17 protein-coding genes are annotated in these 15,730 nt (G+C 66.1%); 9 read left to right on the forward strand and 8 right to left on the reverse strand.

The genetic code is table 11. The features are described 5' to 3' along the window. The first annotated feature begins 65 nt into the window (after nucleotides 1-65). Nucleotides 66-770 (forward strand): Crp/Fnr family transcriptional regulator, encoded by a 705-nt coding sequence (locus HNE04_RS06330; RefSeq protein WP_172217666.1) that lies wholly within the window; start codon nucleotides 66-68, stop codon nucleotides 768-770. Here the strand turns inward: HNE04_RS06330 and HNE04_RS06335 are convergent. Then, nucleotides 738-1,337: an NADPH-dependent FMN reductase gene (locus HNE04_RS06335; RefSeq protein WP_172217667.1), complete on the reverse strand. Its 600-nt coding sequence runs from the start codon at nucleotides 1,335-1,337 to the stop codon at nucleotides 738-740. The two genes, HNE04_RS06330 and HNE04_RS06335, sit on opposite strands and share 33 nt — an antisense overlap. Before the next feature lie 131 nt (nucleotides 1,338-1,468). Here HNE04_RS06335 and mnmG point away from each other — a divergent pair, with 131 nt between their 5' ends. From mnmG to HNE04_RS06365, 6 genes are read left to right on the forward strand one after another with little or no spacing between them, the layout of a single operon-like run. Next, nucleotides 1,469-3,415: a tRNA uridine-5-carboxymethylaminomethyl(34) synthesis enzyme MnmG gene (mnmG, locus tag HNE04_RS06340; RefSeq protein ID WP_172217668.1), complete on the forward strand. Its 1,947-nt coding sequence runs from the start codon at nucleotides 1,469-1,471 to the stop codon at nucleotides 3,413-3,415. Next, nucleotides 3,415-4,062 carry a 16S rRNA (guanine(527)-N(7))-methyltransferase RsmG gene (gene rsmG / locus HNE04_RS06345; protein ID WP_172217669.1) on the forward strand — a complete coding sequence of 216 codons (648 nt, stop codon included), beginning with the start codon at nucleotides 3,415-3,417 and terminating at the stop codon, nucleotides 4,060-4,062. Before mnmG ends, rsmG begins: the two co-directional genes overlap by 1 nt. A 36-nt stretch (nucleotides 4,063-4,098) precedes the next feature. Then, a complete protein-coding gene (locus HNE04_RS06350; protein ID WP_172217670.1) occupies nucleotides 4,099-4,713 on the forward strand; it encodes a LysE family transporter in 615 nt (204 codons plus the stop codon). Further along, nucleotides 4,710-5,483 carry a ParA family protein gene (locus HNE04_RS06355; protein WP_172217671.1) on the forward strand — a complete coding sequence of 258 codons (774 nt, stop codon included), beginning with the start codon at nucleotides 4,710-4,712 and terminating at the stop codon, nucleotides 5,481-5,483. The genes HNE04_RS06350 and HNE04_RS06355 overlap by 4 nt, the downstream gene beginning before the upstream one ends. Before the next feature lie 57 nt (nucleotides 5,484-5,540). Further along, complete coding sequence (locus HNE04_RS06360) at nucleotides 5,541-6,080, forward strand: RBBP9/YdeN family alpha/beta hydrolase (RefSeq protein ID WP_172217672.1); 540 nt, start codon at nucleotides 5,541-5,543, stop codon at nucleotides 6,078-6,080. A gap of 14 nt (nucleotides 6,081-6,094) precedes the next feature. Next, complete coding sequence (locus tag HNE04_RS06365; protein ID WP_172217673.1) at nucleotides 6,095-7,030, forward strand: ParB/RepB/Spo0J family partition protein; 936 nt, start codon at nucleotides 6,095-6,097, stop codon at nucleotides 7,028-7,030. Between the two features lie 66 nt (nucleotides 7,031-7,096). On the opposite strand, the gene HNE04_RS06370 is transcribed toward HNE04_RS06365, so the two are convergent. The 3 genes from HNE04_RS06370 to HNE04_RS06380 all read right to left on the reverse strand — a co-directional run bounded on the left by HNE04_RS06370 (nucleotide 7,097) and on the right by HNE04_RS06380 (nucleotide 9,300). After that, entirely contained in the window at nucleotides 7,097-8,521 is a 1,425-nt protein-coding gene (locus HNE04_RS06370; RefSeq protein WP_172217674.1) for an FAD-binding oxidoreductase, read from the reverse strand. 33 nt (nucleotides 8,522-8,554) lie between these two features. Next, nucleotides 8,555-8,917: an EF-hand domain-containing protein gene (locus tag HNE04_RS06375; RefSeq protein WP_172217675.1), complete on the reverse strand. Its 363-nt coding sequence runs from the start codon at nucleotides 8,915-8,917 to the stop codon at nucleotides 8,555-8,557. An 83-nt stretch (nucleotides 8,918-9,000) separates the two neighbouring features. Beyond that, nucleotides 9,001-9,300, reverse strand: a complete 300-nt coding sequence (locus HNE04_RS06380) for an EF-hand domain-containing protein (RefSeq protein ID WP_172217676.1) — start codon at nucleotides 9,298-9,300, stop codon at nucleotides 9,001-9,003. 191 nt (nucleotides 9,301-9,491) lie between these two features. Between HNE04_RS06380 and HNE04_RS06385 the strand changes: the two genes are divergently transcribed. Then, a complete protein-coding gene (locus HNE04_RS06385) occupies nucleotides 9,492-10,055 on the forward strand; it encodes a cob(I)yrinic acid a,c-diamide adenosyltransferase (RefSeq protein WP_172217677.1) in 564 nt (187 codons plus the stop codon). A 35-nt stretch (nucleotides 10,056-10,090) separates the two neighbouring features. Here the strand turns inward: HNE04_RS06385 and HNE04_RS06390 are convergent, their stop codons facing one another. The 4 genes from HNE04_RS06390 to HNE04_RS06405 form a co-directional block, all read right to left on the reverse strand. Further along, complete coding sequence (locus HNE04_RS06390; protein WP_172217678.1) at nucleotides 10,091-10,513, reverse strand: hotdog fold thioesterase; 423 nt, start codon at nucleotides 10,511-10,513, stop codon at nucleotides 10,091-10,093. 9 nt (nucleotides 10,514-10,522) lie between these two features. Beyond that, nucleotides 10,523-11,848 carry a solute carrier family 23 protein gene (locus tag HNE04_RS06395; protein ID WP_172217679.1) on the reverse strand — a complete coding sequence of 442 codons (1,326 nt, stop codon included), beginning with the start codon at nucleotides 11,846-11,848 and terminating at the stop codon, nucleotides 10,523-10,525. A 77-nt stretch (nucleotides 11,849-11,925) separates the two neighbouring features. Next, nucleotides 11,926-12,810 carry an alpha/beta hydrolase gene (locus HNE04_RS06400; protein ID WP_172217680.1) on the reverse strand — a complete coding sequence of 295 codons (885 nt, stop codon included), beginning with the start codon at nucleotides 12,808-12,810 and terminating at the stop codon, nucleotides 11,926-11,928. A 197-nt stretch (nucleotides 12,811-13,007) separates the two neighbouring features. Then, nucleotides 13,008-13,610 (reverse strand): TetR/AcrR family transcriptional regulator, encoded by a 603-nt coding sequence (locus HNE04_RS06405; RefSeq protein ID WP_172217681.1) that lies wholly within the window; start codon nucleotides 13,608-13,610, stop codon nucleotides 13,008-13,010. Between the two features lie 101 nt (nucleotides 13,611-13,711). Between HNE04_RS06405 and HNE04_RS06410 the strand changes: the two genes are divergently transcribed. Next, nucleotides 13,712-15,727, forward strand: a complete 2,016-nt coding sequence (locus HNE04_RS06410; protein WP_172217682.1) for an acetoacetate--CoA ligase — start codon at nucleotides 13,712-13,714, stop codon at nucleotides 15,725-15,727. The last annotated feature ends 3 nt before the right edge of the window (nucleotides 15,728-15,730 follow it).

Raw genomic sequence — 15,730 nt, forward strand, 5'->3', positions numbered from 1 at the left:
CCGGGCTTGACGGACAACTGTCAAAAATTTGACAATGTGGCTGTGCTTCTGTCCCGCACGCGTCTATGAAATCCACGCTCGAGCTGCTGCCCCGCCTGTCCGCCAACCCCTGGTTCGGCGCGCTGCCGCTGCGCGAGCGCCGCGCGATGCTGAGTGCAGCCGAGCTGCTGCGGCTGCGCCCGGGCGAGATGCTGTTCCGCCAGGGCGACCGCGTGCCGCCGGGCAAGGGCGCTTTCTATGGCCTGGTGTCGGGCAGCTTCAAGATTTCCAGTTTGCGCGAGGACGGCAAGGAAGCCATTCTGGTGGTGCTGGAAGCCGGCAACTGGTTCGGCGAGATCTCGCTGATCGACCAGCAGCCGCGCACTCATGACGCCACGGCGGTGGGGGAGGCCGAGGTGCTGGCGCTGCCGCGAGCGGCCTTCGACGAGCTGATGAAGCGCCACAGTTTCTCGCAAGCGATCTGCCGCATGCTGGCCGCGCGCACGCGCTCGCTCTACGGCATGGTGGAAGACGCGACGCTGCGCTCGACGCGGGCGCGGGTGGCGCGGCGGTTGTTGCTGCTGGCCCATGGCGACGCCACGCAGGCTGAGGACACGCGGCCGGTGGTGCCGGTGTCGCAGGAGGCGCTGGCCATGATGCTGGGCATCACTCGCCAGACGCTAAGCAAGGAACTCAAGGTGCTGGTCGAGCTTCGCGCCGTGGTGCTGGGGTATGGCCGGATCGAGATCGCCTCGGCCTCAGCTTTGGAGCGGCTGGGCAGCACCGGTTAGCCGGCCCGCCGCCCAGAGCACCTGGTCGATCACGCCCTGGACATTGCTGCGTGCCTGTTCGCTGACCAGTTGCCCCTCGGCATCGAAGGCGTCGGCCGCGCGGCCCAGGGCGTAGTTCTTGGGCGCAACCCAGCATTGCAGGTTGAGCAACAAGGGCACGAGATGGCTTTGCGAGCGCAGACCACCCAGCCCGCCCGGTGAAGCGCTGAGCACACCCACCACCTTGCCCCGGGTCGAACGCATATCGTCCTTCCAGAGGGGATCGGACTTCACCGGGCTGGAGATCCAGTCCAGGGTGTTCTTCAGCAGGGCGGGGTAACTGGCGTTGTACTCGGGCGTGCAGATGATCCAGGCCGGATGTTCGTAGCCGATCTGCTTGAGCTTCATGACGTCGGCCGGTGTGCCGCGGGCCTCCAAGTCGGCGTTGTACATGGGCACGTCGAAGTCGGCCAGTTCGATGTGGGTGACTTCGGCGCCGGCCGATCGCGCCATGACCGCGACGACCTTGGCCAGCTTGCGGTTCCAGGAGTTCTGGCGGGTGCTGCCCGCAAAGACGAGTAGTTTCATGAGGCGATTGCAACACAACCGCACGCAAGATTTCTGCGTCCGGCGGCGCCAGAGACCCTGCGGGCAGGACAGACCTGCCGCCGGTAAAATCGAGGGTTGGCCTGCGGTTCTATTGCCGTCCGCCCTTCCAAATGCTCTACCCCCAAGAATTCGACGTCATCGTAGTCGGCGGCGGCCATGCCGGGACCGAGGCCGCCCTGGCTTCAGCACGCATGGGCTGCAAGACGCTGCTGTTGACCCACAACATCGAGACGCTGGGGCAGATGAGCTGCAACCCCTCGATCGGCGGCATCGGCAAGGGCCACCTGGTCAAGGAAGTCGATGCGCTGGGCGGTGCCATGGCGATTGCGACCGACGAGGGCGGCATCCAGTTTCGCATCCTCAACAGTTCCAAGGGGCCGGCGGTGCGCGCCACCCGCGCCCAGGCCGACCGCGTCCTGTACAAGGCGGCGATCCGCCACCGGCTGGAAAACCAGCCCAACCTCACCTTGTTTCAGCAAGCGGTGGACGACCTGATGGTCGAGGGCGACCGCGTGGTTGGCGCCGTGACGCAAGTAGGCATTCGCTTCCGCTCCCGGACCGTGGTGCTGACGGCTGGCACCTTCCTCGACGGGCGGATTCACGTCGGCCTCAACAATTACCAAGGCGGACGGGCAGGCGACCCGCCGGCGATTTCGCTCTCGGCCCGGCTGAAGGAGCTCAAGCTGCCGCAGGGCCGGTTGAAGACCGGCACCCCGCCGCGCATCGACGGCCGCACCATCGATTTTTCCAAGTGCGAGGAGCAGCCGGGCGACCTGGACCCGGTGCCGGTGTTCAGCTTCATGGGCAATGCGGCGATGCATCCGCGGCAAGTGCCGTGCTGGATCACCCACACCAACCAGCGCACCCACGACATCATCCGTTCCGGCTTCGACCGCAGCCCGATGTTCATGGGCAAGATCGAGGGCGTGGGGCCGCGCTACTGCCCGAGCGTGGAAGACAAGATCAATCGCTTCGCCGACAAGGAAAGCCATCAGATCTTCCTGGAGCCGGAAGGCTTGACCACCAACGAGTACTACCCCAACGGCATTTCCACCAGCCTGCCGTTCGACATCCAGTACGACCTGGTGCGGTCCATGGTGGGGCTGGAGAACGCCCACATCCTGCGGCCCGGCTATGCCATCGAGTACGACTACTTCGATCCGCGCTCGCTCAAGAGCAGTTTCGAAACCCGTTCGATCGGCGGCCTGTTCTTCGCTGGCCAGATCAATGGGACGACGGGCTACGAAGAGGCGGCGGCCCAGGGCCTGTTCGCTGGCATCAACGCGGCGCTGCAATGCCAGGGCCGCGAGTCCTGGCTGCCCCGGCGCGATGAAGCCTATCTGGGCGTGCTCGTCGACGACCTGATCACCAAGGGCGTGACCGAGCCCTACCGTATGTTCACCAGCCGTGCCGAGTTCCGGCTGCAGCTGCGCGAGGACAACGCCGACATGCGGCTGACCGAGGCTGGGCGGCAGATGGGCTTGGTGGACGACGCCCGCTGGGATATGTTCAACCGCAAGCGCGATGCTGTTTCACGTGAAACACAGCGGTTGGCCTCCATCTGGGTCAATCCCCGTAATCTGGCGGCGGCGGAATCGGAGCGAGTGCTCGGCAGGTCCATCGACCATGAGTACAACCTGGCCGATCTGCTGCGGCGCCCCGATGTCAGCTATTCGGCCCTCATGTCCTTGGACGGCGGGGCGTATACGAATCCGGACGTTTCACGTGAAACACTCGGTGAGCTGCTGGAGCCCGTGGTCGAGCAAATCGAGATCGCCGCCAAGTACTCCGGCTACATCACGAGGCAAAAGGACGAGGTGGAGCGGGCCGCTCATTATGAGGACCTCAAGCTGCCCGCCGACTTCGACTACATGCAGATTCCGGCCCTGTCGATCGAGATCCGGCAGAAGCTCAACAAGCACAAGCCGGAAACCCTGGGGCTGGCATCGCGCATCTCGGGCGTGACGCCGGCGGCCATCTCCTTGCTGCTGGTGCATCTGAAGAAGAGCCGGTCGCAAGGGTTCGCCGCGGACCCCGCCGGCAAAGTTTCCGCCTGATGAGGGCGGAACTGGAGGCCGGGCTTCGCTCCGGCCTGAACGATCTGGGCCTGGCACTGACCGATGGGCAGACGGCCCAGTTGCTGGACTACCTGGAGCTGATCCGCAAGTGGAACAAGGTCTATAACCTGACGGCCGTGCGCGAGCCGGCGGAAATGCTGACCCATCACCTGCTCGACAGCCTGGCGGTGATTGCCCCGTTGCGCCGGCAGACCCAAAGCCGGCCCATCAGGCTGCTGGATGTCGGGTCGGGTGCCGGGCTGCCGGGGGTGGTCATCGCCATCTGCTGCCCGGAGGTCCGGGTGGACTGCGTGGATACGGTCGCCAAGAAGGCCGCCTTTGTCCAGCAGGCAGCAGCGACGCTGGCGCTGCCGAACCTGCGCGGCGTGCACGACCGGGTCGAGAACCTGAGCGCGCCTTATGACGTGGTGTCCTCCCGGGCCTTTGCCTCGCTGGCGGATTTCGTCGTCTGGTCGTCGGCAGCCTTGGCAGAGCAGGGCGTCTGGCTGGCGATGAAGGGCAAGCATCCCGCGGATGAGATCGCAGCCTTGCCGCCCAACGTGGAATTGTTTCACGTGGAACAGCTTGAGGTGCCTGGATTGGATGCCGAGCGCTGCATTGTCTGGATGAAACGCGCTGCTGGGTAACGTAAACTCGGCCTTCAGATTCCCGGGGGATATTCCATGTTTGGCGTAGCAGACTACGGCGCTTTCGTCGCCGCGATCATCATTTTCCTGTTGATCCCCGGCCCCGGGAACCTGGCGCTGATCACCTCGACCAGCAAGGGCGGCATCGCCGGCGGCTTGGCCGCGACCATGGGTGTGATCGCCGGCGACCAGGTTCTGATGTGGGCGGCGGTCGCCGGAGTGGCTGCGCTGCTGACGGCCTATCCGGCAGCCTTCCACGCGGTGCAGTGGCTGGGCGCCGCCTATCTGGCATGGCTGGGCTTGCGGATGCTGCTGGCCAAGCCCGGCGCCAAGCCGGTGCTCAACATCGAGCCGCGTCACTACTTCAAGCAAGCCGGCCTGATCACGCTGCTCAACCCCAAGGCCATCGTTTTTTACATGGCGTTCTTCCCGCTGTTCGTGGACCCGGCCCAGCACCAGGGCCTGCTCACCTTCGGCGTGATGGCCGCGACGATCGCCGCATTGACTTTCAGCTACGGGCTCATCGTGGTCCTGCTGACCCATCGCCTCGCCGAGCGCATGCGCGCCAATCCCTTGATCGGCCGGATCCTGGAAAAGCTGGCAGGCGTGTTCCTGCTGGGCTTCGGAATCAAACTGGCGATCTCGAAGTGAACGCCAAAATATTCTGCGTTGCCAACCAGAAGGGCGGAGTTGGCAAGACGACGACGACGGTCAATCTCGCGGCTGGGCTTGCCAAGGTCGGCCAGCGGGTGCTGATGGTCGATCTGGATCCGCAGGGCAACGCCACCATGGGCTCGGGCGTGGACAAGCGCAAGCTGTCGCTGACCGTGTACGACGTGCTGCTGGAATCGGCCTCGGTCGCCGAAGCACGCGCCCGCAGCGAGAAGTGCGGCTACGACGTGCTGGGCGCCAACCGCGAGCTGGCCGGGGCCGAAGTGGAGCTGGTGCACGTCGAGCGGCGTGACCAGCGGCTCAAGCAGGCGCTGGGCGCGGCGGCCCAGGATTACGACTTCATCCTGATCGACTGCCCGCCGTCGCTGTCCATGCTCACGCTCAATGGCCTGTGCTCGGCGCACGGCGTGATCGTGCCGATGCAGTGCGAGTACTTTGCGCTCGAGGGGCTGACGGACCTGGTCAACACCATCAAGCAGGTCCACGCCAACATGAACAAGGACCTGCAGATCATTGGCCTGCTGCGCGTGATGTTCGATCCGCGCATCACCCTGCAGCAGCAGGTGAGCGACCAGCTCAAATCGCATTTTGCCGAGAAGGTGTTCGACACCGTGATCCCGCGCAACGTGCGCCTGGCCGAGGCGCCGAGCTACGGACTACCGGGCGTGGTGTTCGACCCGGGGGCGCGCGGCAGCCAGGCGTACGTGGAATTCGCCCACGAAATGGTGGAACGAATCAAGAAAATGTAAGTCGCATAGTCTCTGGCCCGCGCCAGTGCTGGCGATATAGCTATTAAATTTGTAGCAATGAAACCATCCAACGTCTTGATCCTGCCCGGCTGGGAAAACAGCGGGCCGCAGCACTGGCAAAGTTTGTGGGAAAAGCGCCATGGCTATGTGCGCGTGGAGCAGCACGATTGGAGCAAGCCCTTGCGCGGCGACTGGCTGGCGCGGCTCGAGGAGATGGTGCTTTCGCGCGACGAGCCCGCGGTGCTGGTGGCCCACAGCCTCGGCTGCATCCTGGCTGCGGCCTGGTCGGCACGCTCGATGAACACGCACCGGGTGAAGGCCGCGCTGCTAGTCGCGCCCGGCGATGTCGAGCAGCCGGACATCCGCGAACAACTTCCCAGCTGGTCGCCGATCGACCTCAGCGCCCTGGCTTTTCCGACCGTGCTGCTGGCCAGCCGCAACGACACTTTTTGCGAATTCGAACGCGCGCGCCTTTTTGCTTATGCCTGGGGCGCGCAATTCATGGACTACGGCGATTGCGGCCACATCAATGCCGACTCGGGGCTGGCCAGCTGGCCCGAAGGTCACGTGCTGCTGCAAGACCTGATGAAAGATTAAGGATTCTCGACCCCATGGTCACGAAAAAACCCAAGGGCCTGGGCCGGGGGCTCGAAGCCCTGCTCGGCCCCACCGCCTCCGAAACGCCCGCCGATACCTCCTCGACCGCCCCGGGACTGCCGGCATCGCTGCTGCTCGGCGACATGGTGCCCGGCGTCTACCAGCCGCGCACGCGCATGGACGAGGGCGCCCTCTACGAACTGGCCGAAAGCATCAAGGCCCAGGGCATCATGCAGCCGATCCTGGTGCGCAGGCTCGGGGGCGGCGCCAACGCGGGCAAGTACGAAATCATCGCCGGCGAGCGCCGCTTCCGTGCCGCCAGACTGGCGGGGCTGGACAGCGTGCCGGTGCTGGTGCGCGACGTGCCGGACGAAGCGGCGGCAGCGATGTCGCTCATCGAGAACATCCAGCGCGAGGACCTGAACCCGCTGGAAGAAGCGCATGGCCTGCAGCGCCTGGTGAAGGAATTCGGGCTCACGCACGAAGAGGCCGCGCAGGCGGTGGGCCGCTCGCGCAGCGCGGCCAGCAACCTGCTGCGCCTGCTGAATCTGGCCGAGCCGGTGCAGACCATGCTCATGGCCGGTGACCTGGACATGGGCCATGCCCGCGCCTTGCTGGCGCTGGAGCGGGCCTCGCAGATCACGGCCGCCAATCAGATCGCCGCGAAGAAGCTATCGGTGCGCGAGGCCGAGAGCCTGGTGAAGAAGCTCGGCGCGGAGTTCAACCTGGTCTCGACCAAGCCCAAGCCCGAGAAGTCACGCGACCTGCGCCGGGTGGAAGAGGAGCTGTCGGACCTGCTCACGGCAGAAGTCGAGGTGCGCGTAAAAAAGCGCGTCAAGCGCAACGGCCGCAGCGAGGAGATGGGCGAGGTGGCGATCCAGTTCGGATCGCTGGAAGAACTCAACGGGCTGATCGACAAGCTGCGGGGCGAGCTGTCATTGCGGACTTGATCCGCAATCCATGCGGCGTGGGAGATAACGTAGCGTGGATCCCGGGTCAGGCCCGGGATGACAGTTTCAAAGCGAAAAGATCTTCCCCGGGTTCATGATGTTCTTCGGGTCGAGCGCCCGCTTGATCGTGCGCATCATGTCCACCGCGCCGGCGCCGGTCTCGGTAACCAGGAACTCCATCTTGTGCAGGCCTACGCCGTGCTCGCCGGTGCAGGTGCCTTCCAGGCTGAGCGCGCGCGCCACCAGCTGGTGATTGAGCTGCTCGGCGATCTGGCGTTCTTCCGGCTTGTCCGGATCGATCAGATAGCCGAAATGGAAATTGCCGTCGCCGACGTGGCCCACCAGGAAGTAGGGCAGGCCGCTGGCGTCGGCTTCCTTCACCGAGTCCAGCAGGCAGTCGGCCAGGCGCGAGATCGGCACGCAGGTGTCGGTGGAAATGGCGCGGCAGCCCGGCTTGGACTGGATCGCGGCAAAGTAGGCGTTGTGCCGCGCCGTCCACAGGCGCGTGCGCTCCTCGGGTGTGGTCGCCCATTCGAAGGCGTTGCCGCCATGATCGGTGGCGATTTCCTGCACCAGCTCGGCCTGCTCCTTCACACCGCTGGGCGAGCCGTGGAATTCCATCAGCAGCATCGGCTCTTCGCGCAGGCCCAGCTTGCTGTGCGCGTTGACCATGCGCACCGTGTTGTGGTCGATCAACTCGACCCGCGCGATCGGCACGCCCAGCTGGATGATCTGGATGGTGGTGCGCACCGCGGCCTCGATGCTGGGGAAGGAGCAGATCGCGGCCGAGATCGCCTCGGGCAGCGGATACAGGCGCACCGTCACTTCGGTGATCACGCCCAGCGTGCCTTCGCTGCCGACCAAGAGGCGCGTGAGGTCGTAGCCCGCCGCGGACTTCTTGGCCCGGCTGCCCGTGCGAATCACTTCGCCGCTGGCCGTCACCACTTCCAGGCTGAGCACGTTCTCGCGCATGGTGCCGTAGCGCACGGCGTTGGTCCCGCTGGCGCGCGTCGCGCTCATGCCGCCGATGGTTGCGTCCGCACCGGGGTCGATCGGGAAGAACAGGCCGGTGCTCTTGACCTCTTCGTTGAGCTGCTTGCGCGTGACGCCCGGCTGCACCGTGACCGTCAGGTCCTCGGCGTTGATGGACAGCACCTTGTTCATGCGGCTGACGTCCACGCTGATGCCGCCTTGCACGGCCAGCAGATGGCCTTCCAGTGAAGAGCCGACGCCGAACGGGATCACCGGAACGCTGTACTGGCTGGCCAGCTGGACCGCATCGGCCACATCCTGGGTGCTTTCGGCGAAGACCACGGCGGCCGGTGGCGGCGCCTGGAACGAGGACTCGTCGCGGCCGTGTGTTTCGCGCACGGCCATGGCCGTCGAACAGTTGGTGCCGAAGCGCGCCTTCAGCGCGTCGATCAGCGCGGCGGGGACCTCGCGCTGGTGGATCTCGGGAACCAGATGGGACAGGGCGGCAGGGGCGTTCATTGCTTGTCTCCAGGGCAGCGCCCCAAGTCTAAGCTAACGCGGGAACGCGCCTTCGTATTCGGCGCGCACCAACACGCCGTCCTTGTTCTGGTCCATCTCTTCGAAGCTGCGCGGCAGGATGGCCAGGCGCTGCGCCTCGGCGCGAGTCAACTCGCCATTGCTGTCGCTGTCGGCCATGGCGAAGGCCTCGCGAATCTGCGCCGCGGTCCAGCGTGCGGCCGGCAGCGGCTGGGCGGCGGGCGCCGCCGGGGCTGCCGGGGCTGCCGGCGCGGGCGCCGGTGCGGCGGGCGGGAGTGTCTGTGCGGTCGCAGACTGGATCGCGAGCCACGTGGCGGCGAGGATCGCCAGCGTGCAGCCCAGGCGCAACGGATGTGATGAGGCGGAAGGGATATTCATGGGCATTCCTTTCCGCGATCTTGCGGTGCCGGCTTGCCGCGCACAGGCGGCAAAAGCGGCAAACCTTGTAGGACCAGGACGCGCTACTTGAGCGCTTCGTCGAACTCGGCGCTGGAGATCGAGCCGTCCTTGTTGGTATCGATCTGGTCGAAGCGGCTCGAGAGTCCGCTCAAGACGGAGGCTTCCTGGCGGCTGAGCCGCCCGTCGCCGTCGGTGTCGACGCGCTTGTAGGCCTGGGTCAGCTGTTCCCGTGTCCAGCGGTTCGGCGGGATGGCGCCGCTGTTGGGCGCTGAGGTTGATTGGGTGGTTGGGGTTGAAGGGGTGGCGATCTGTGCGCGGGCCTGGAGGTGGCCGCTCAGCGCCAATGTGGCGAACAGTGCCACGCTGCAAGTTTCGAAGTTGGGGAGTATTCGTCGCTTCACATGCATCGGAGGTTGCTCCTGAAGTTGAGGAAAGTGCATTGAAGCCCATGAGCACCGGCTCGCCCAGCACTTTTGCCTTACGTTGCCCGCGATACATCCTGTGCCTGCGCGTAACGCACAATCTGTGGCAGGGCAAACAAAAGGGACCGACCATGGGCAAGCGCCTCACACAAATCGCCACGCGCACGGGCGACAACGGGACCACCGGTCTCGGCGACAACACGCGCGTTTCCAAGGACAGCCTGCGCGTGCACGCGATGGGCGATGTGGACGAACTCAATTCACATATCGGCCTGTTGCTGTGCGAGCCGACGCCCGAGGGCGTCGCTGACCTGCTGGTGGAGATTCAGCACCAGCTATTCAACCTGGGCGGCGAGCTGTCCATCCCGGGCTTCGAATTGCTCAAGGGCGAGGCCGTGCTGGCGCTGGACGAAGCGCTGGCGCACTACAACGGCCAGCTGCCCAAGCTGGAGGAGTTCATCCTGCCGGCGGGCACGCGCGCGGCTTCGCAGGCCCATGTGTGCCGCACCGTAGCGCGCCGGGCCGAGCGGGCCGTCGTGGCACTGGGCGCGACCGAGGCCCTGCGTGAAACACCCAGGCAATATCTCAACCGGCTGAGCGACCTGATGTTCGTGCTGGCGCGCGTGCTCAACCGCATGAACGGCGGCGACGACGTGTACTGGAAGAGCGAGCGGCTTGCGCGAGCTTCCGAATGAGCGAGCGGCTGGCGCGCTCGGCGGGCGAGTAGGGCCTACTTCGGCTGCAGCACGGCCATCGTGATGCGCGACACGCAGGTGAGCTCACCTGCGTCGTTGCTCATGTCGATCTGCCAGACCTGGGTGGTGCGGCCGATATGCACCGGGCGGGTGATACCGGTGACCCAACCATGGGTGGCGCCGCGCAGGTGGTTGGCATTGATGTCCAGGCCCACGGCGCGGCTTCCCTCGGCGCAGGAATAGGCGGCGCCGCAGGACCCCAGCGTCTCGGCCAGCACCACCGAGACCCCGCCGTGCAGCAGGCCGTAGGGTTGCTTGGTGCGCGTGTCCACCGGTACCCGGGCGCGGATGAAGTCGTCGCCGACCTCCAGAAATTCGATGCCCAGATGGGCCACCGCGGTGTCCTTGTGGATGGCGGTGAGGTCCTCGACGGAGATCGGTTTTTTCCAGATACGCATGCGCGGATTCTAGGCAGCTTTCTGCGGCGTCGCTTGGCGCGCGGCGGTTCCGCCGCCGCGGTTGAGCAATGCATAGAGCAGGATGGCGCCGAACGTGGCGGTGCCGATGCCGCCCAGGGCGAAGCCGCCGAACTTGAGCGTGAAGTCGCCGGTGCCCAGCACCAGCGTGATGGCCGCGACGATCAGGTTGCGGTTCTGCGAGAAATCCACCCGGTTGTCGACCCAGATCTTGGCGCCGGCCACCGCGATCAGGCCGAACACCACGATCGACACGCCGCCCATCACCGGCAGGGGGATGGCCTGGATCACCGCGCCGAACTTGGGCGAGAAACCCAGCACGATGGCGATGGCGGCGGCCACCACGAACACCGCGGTCGAATAGATCTTGGTGGCGGCCATCACGCCGATGTTCTCGGCGTAGGTCGTGACGCCGGTGCCGCCGGCGCCGCCGCTGATCACCGTGGCCACGCCGTCGCCGATGAAGGCGCGGCCGATGTACTGGTCGAGGTTCCTGCCGGTCATGGCCGTGACGGCCTTGATGTGGCCCAGGTTCTCCGCCACCAGGATGATGGCCACGGGCGCGATCAGCAGCATGGCGCCGGCATCGAACACGGGCGCTGCGAAGGCCGGCGCGCCGAACCAGGCGGCGTTGGCGATGCCCGCGAGGTCCAGCGGCTTGCCCAGCCCCAGGCCGTTGGCCAGGATGGCGTAGACGATGCTGGCGATGATGAGCCCCACCAGGATCAGGAGGCGCTGGATCATGCCGCGGGTGAACACCGCGACCAGGCCGACGCAGGTGAAGGTCACGGCCTGCATCCATGAATCGAAATTGCTGGCCGCCATGTTCTTGATCGGGATGCCTGCCAGGTTCAGGCCGATCACGGCCACCACGGCCCCGGTGACCACCGGCGGCATCAGGCGCTCGACCCAGCCGGTGCCCACGGCCTGCACGATGGCGCCGATGACGGTGTAGAGAATGCCGCAGGCGATGATGCCGCCCAGCGCCAGGCCGATGTTGCCGTTGGGCCCCTTGCCCGCATAGGCCGTGGCCGCGATCACCACGCCGATGAAGGCGAAGCTGGAGCCCAGGTAGCTGGGGACCTTGCCGCCGGTGATGATGAAGAACACCAGCGTGCCGATACCGCTCATGAGGATGGCGATGTTGGGGTCGAACCCCATGAGGATGGGCGCCAGCACCGTGGCGCCGAACATCGCGATCACGTGCTGCACGCCCATCGCCGCGGTTTGCGGCCAGGGCAGGCGTTCATCGGGTGCTATGACGCCGCCTTGGCGAAGCACTTCAGACGGCTTCTCGGTCCAGTCGAACATTCCCATCTCTCGCTCCTTCTTGTGAAAGTGGAGCGATGCTATGAGCAATATCCGCGCCGCACAAGAGCTCGGTCCGCGGCGCTCTATGCCGCGAAGATTGCGACCTTGCCGAGCACCTCGGCGTCCTTGAGGATCTTGCGGTGGCCCAGGCCTTCGGTCGCCACCAGCTGCGCGCCGCGGATGGCGTGCGCATAGGCCATGCCGTCGGCGAAGCGGTTGATGCTGTCGCCGCGGTCGTGCACCACCAGCGTGGGCACGCGGATGCGCGGCCCCACCGCTTCGGGCTCCAGCTGCGGCATCAGCACGGCTTCGCGCGTCTCGATGCGTTTTTGCATCGCGGCCCGCGTGGTCTCGGACAGGCCGAACACATGGGCGAACAGGCGCGTGTACTCGCGCGGCGAGGCCGGCGGCGCGAGCAGCACGATGCGCTCGGCCGGCAAGCCGCGGCTGGCCGCATAGGCAGTGGCGTTGGCCGCCAGCGAGTGGGCGACCACCACGCGCAGGCTGTGCCCCTGCTGCTGCAGGCGCGCGACCACATACTCGATGGCGCGCGCGAACTGCGGCAGGTTGCTGACCGAGCCGGCGCTGCGGCCGTGCGCCGGCAACTCGATGAGCACGGGCCGCAGGCCCTGCTGAGCCAGCGCCTCGGCCAGCGGCAGCATTTGCCCGGCATGGCCGCCCCAGCCGTGCACCAGCAAGGCCACGGGAGCATGGGGAGCGACGGCCGGCGAGTAGACGGCAATGCTGCCGTTTTCGAAACGCCAGTCTTCTATGCGCCACTTCGCGTCCCAACGGGCGCGGCGGTTGAGCCAGCGGGGCGGCATCGGCGTGCCGAACAAACGATAGGCGGCGCGAACCGCCAGCGCAGGCCAGAGCCGCTGGAAGGTTCCCAAGGCGACGCGGAACAGCCGGATGCCGGGGCTGGCCTGGTAGAAGGCCGAGGTGGCCTCGAGTGCGGTGCGGGTCATGGCGCTTCCTTCAGAAAAAGATCATGTCGTCGTTGCTGCGCGGCAGGTTCCGCAGCGATTGCAGTGCGGCGCGAACGACGCGCCAGCCGCCGTAGCAGGCGGCGAGGATCAGGATGGTCAACATCTCGGGTTCCTTTCTTCGCACGGTTGTGCGAAACATGGGCGAACTTGCGGGAGGGAAAGCATGTCTCGGTTCTCTATTTCTTGTAGGTGTCGCGCAGCCGGCGCCAGCTGGCCTGGGCCCGTTCTGCCGCGCGGTTGTCGCGCAGGAAGCGCGCGTCGTGGATCAGTCCCAGCATCAGCGCGCTGATCTCGCTGACCAGTTGCTCGGGATCGGTGTCGCTCTTGAAATGGCCCACTTCTATCGCCTGCAGTGCCGTGCGGCGCAGCGCGCTGCGCCAGCGCGTCACTTCACCGTGCAGCAGGTCGCGCAGCGGCCCTTCGCGGTCGTCCAGTTCGAAGGCGCCGGCCGAGAAGATGCAGCCGTTGCGCGCCTCGACGTCGCGGGTGCGCACGATCCAGCGCTGGACGATCTCGTCCAGCCGCGGCAGGCCCTTGGGCAGCTGCATGGCGGGCACGAACACGTCGGCCAGGAAGCGGCGCCCGAATTCCTCGATCACCGCCTTCTGCAAGGCTTCGCGCGAACCGATGCGCGAGAACACGCCGCTCTTGGACAGGCCGATGCGGTCGGCCACCGCCTGCAAGGTGATTGCCTCCAGGCCTTCGGCGGACGCCAGATCGAGCCCGGCGCCGACGATCGCGGCGCGGGTCAGTTCACTCTTCTGGGTCTTGGCATCCATGGAGAGAATATTAGCACGCTCGTGCGAAAGTGCAAGTGACGATAAAAGTATCTATCCGGACGGGGGGTGCGCGCAGGCCCCGCCGCTGCTAATCTTGCGTGATGACCGCACCCCATGTTCCCCAAATTCGCCTCTACCAAGACTGGTTGCGCGACAGTCGCGGCCTTTCCTTCGACAGCTACGACGCGCTGTGGCGCTGGTCGACAACCGACCTGGCGGGCTTCTGGCAGAGCATCTGGGAGTATTTCGACCTGCAGTCGCCGACGCCTCACCAGGCCGTATTGGCCGAACCCAAGATGCCCGGCGCGCGCTGGTTCGAAGGCGCGCAGTTCAACTACGCGCACCAGGTCTTTCGCCATGTCGACAAGGCGCACGCCGCCGGCTTCCCCGCGGTCATCAGCCGCAACGAAAAGGGCGAGCACCGCGAGCTGAGCTGGCCGCAGCTGCGGCGGCAGGTCGCCGCACTGGCCTTGCATCTGCAGCAGCAAGGCGTGCAGCCCGGCGACCGGGTGGCGGCGTACCTGCCCAACATCCCGGAAGCAATCGTGGCCTTCCTGGCGGTGGCGAGCATCGGCGGCGTCTGGAGCATCTGCGCGCCGGACATGGGAACCAACGCGGTGCTGGACCGCTTCAAGCAGATCGAGCCGAAGGTACTGATCGCCTGCGACGGCGTGAGCTACGGCGGCCGCGACTTCGACCGCACCGGCGTCGTGGCCGAGCTGCGCGCCGCCTTGCCGACCGTCACGCATCTGGTTCTGCACCGCAATCTGGGCGTGGACGAGGCGGCGCTGCAGCCCCTGACGCCCTGGGCCGACATGGCGACGATCACGGCCCGCGACGACGGCGCCGTGCAAGCGTTCGAGCCGCCTTGGCTGCCCTTCGATCACCCGCTGTGGATCGTCTACTCCAGCGGCACCACCGGCCTGCCCAAACCCATCGTGCACGGCCACGGCGGCACCGTGATCGTGGGCCTGGCGCTCAAGGTGCTGCACAACGACATAGGCTGCAGCTACCAGCCCAACAGTTGGGGCGAGCGCTTTCACTGGTACAGCTCCACCGGCTGGGTGATGTGGAACGCCCAGGTCAGCGGCCTGCTCAACGGCACGACCTGCTGCATCTACGACGGCAACCCGGGCGGCTCCAAGGACAAGCCCGACTGGACGGCGCTGTGGCGCTTTGCCGCCGAACTCGGTGTGACCTTCTTTGGCGCCGGCGCGGCGTTCTTCAGCAACTGCATGAAGGCAGGAATCGATCTCGCGGCATTGGGCGATCTGCGGTCCGTGCGCGCGCTGGGCACCACCGGTTCGCCGCTCAGCCCCGAGGTGCAGGCCTGGGGCACGCAGCAGTTCGAGAAGATCGGAACGCCCGGCATCTGGTGGTGCAACATCTCCGGCGGTACCGACTTCGCAGGCGCCTTCATCGGAGGCAACCGCGAACTGCCGCAGGTGCCCGGCGAGATGCAATGCCGATTGCTCGGCTGTGCCGTCGAGGCCTGGAACGAGCGCGGGGAGCCCGTGATCGACGAGGTTGGCGAACTGGTCTGCACGCAACCCATTCCGTCCATGCCGCTGTACTTCTGGGGCGACGAAGGCAACGCACGCTTGCTCTCCAGCTATTTCGACACCTACCCCGGCGTCTGGCGCCACGGCGACTGGCTCAAGATCACGCCAACGGGCGGCTGCATCATCTATGGGCGCAGCGATGCCACCATCAATCGCCACGGCTTGCGCATGGGAACCAGCGAGCTGTACAGCGCCGTGGAAGCCCTGCCCGAAGTGCTGGACTCGATGGTGGTCGATCTGGAATACCTGGGCCGCGAAAGCTACATGCCGCTGTTCGTGGTGCTGCGCCCGGGCGTGGCGCTGGACGATGCGATGAAGGCCAAGATCAATGGCGCCATCAAGACGGCCTTGTCGCCGCGCTTCGTGCCCAACGAGATATTCCAGGTGGCCGAGATTCCGCGCACCTTGTCCGGCAAGAAGCAGGAACTGCCGATCAAGAAGCTGCTGCTGGGACAGCCTTTGGAGAAGGTGGTCAACAGGGACACGATGGCCAACCCGGGTTGCCTGGACTGGTATGTGGCCCTGGCGGACCAGAGGTTGTCATCCCGGGCTTGACCG

Source organism: Caenimonas soli (assembly GCF_013155545.1).
GTDB lineage: Bacteria > Pseudomonadota > Gammaproteobacteria > Burkholderiales > Burkholderiaceae_C > Ramlibacter > Ramlibacter soli.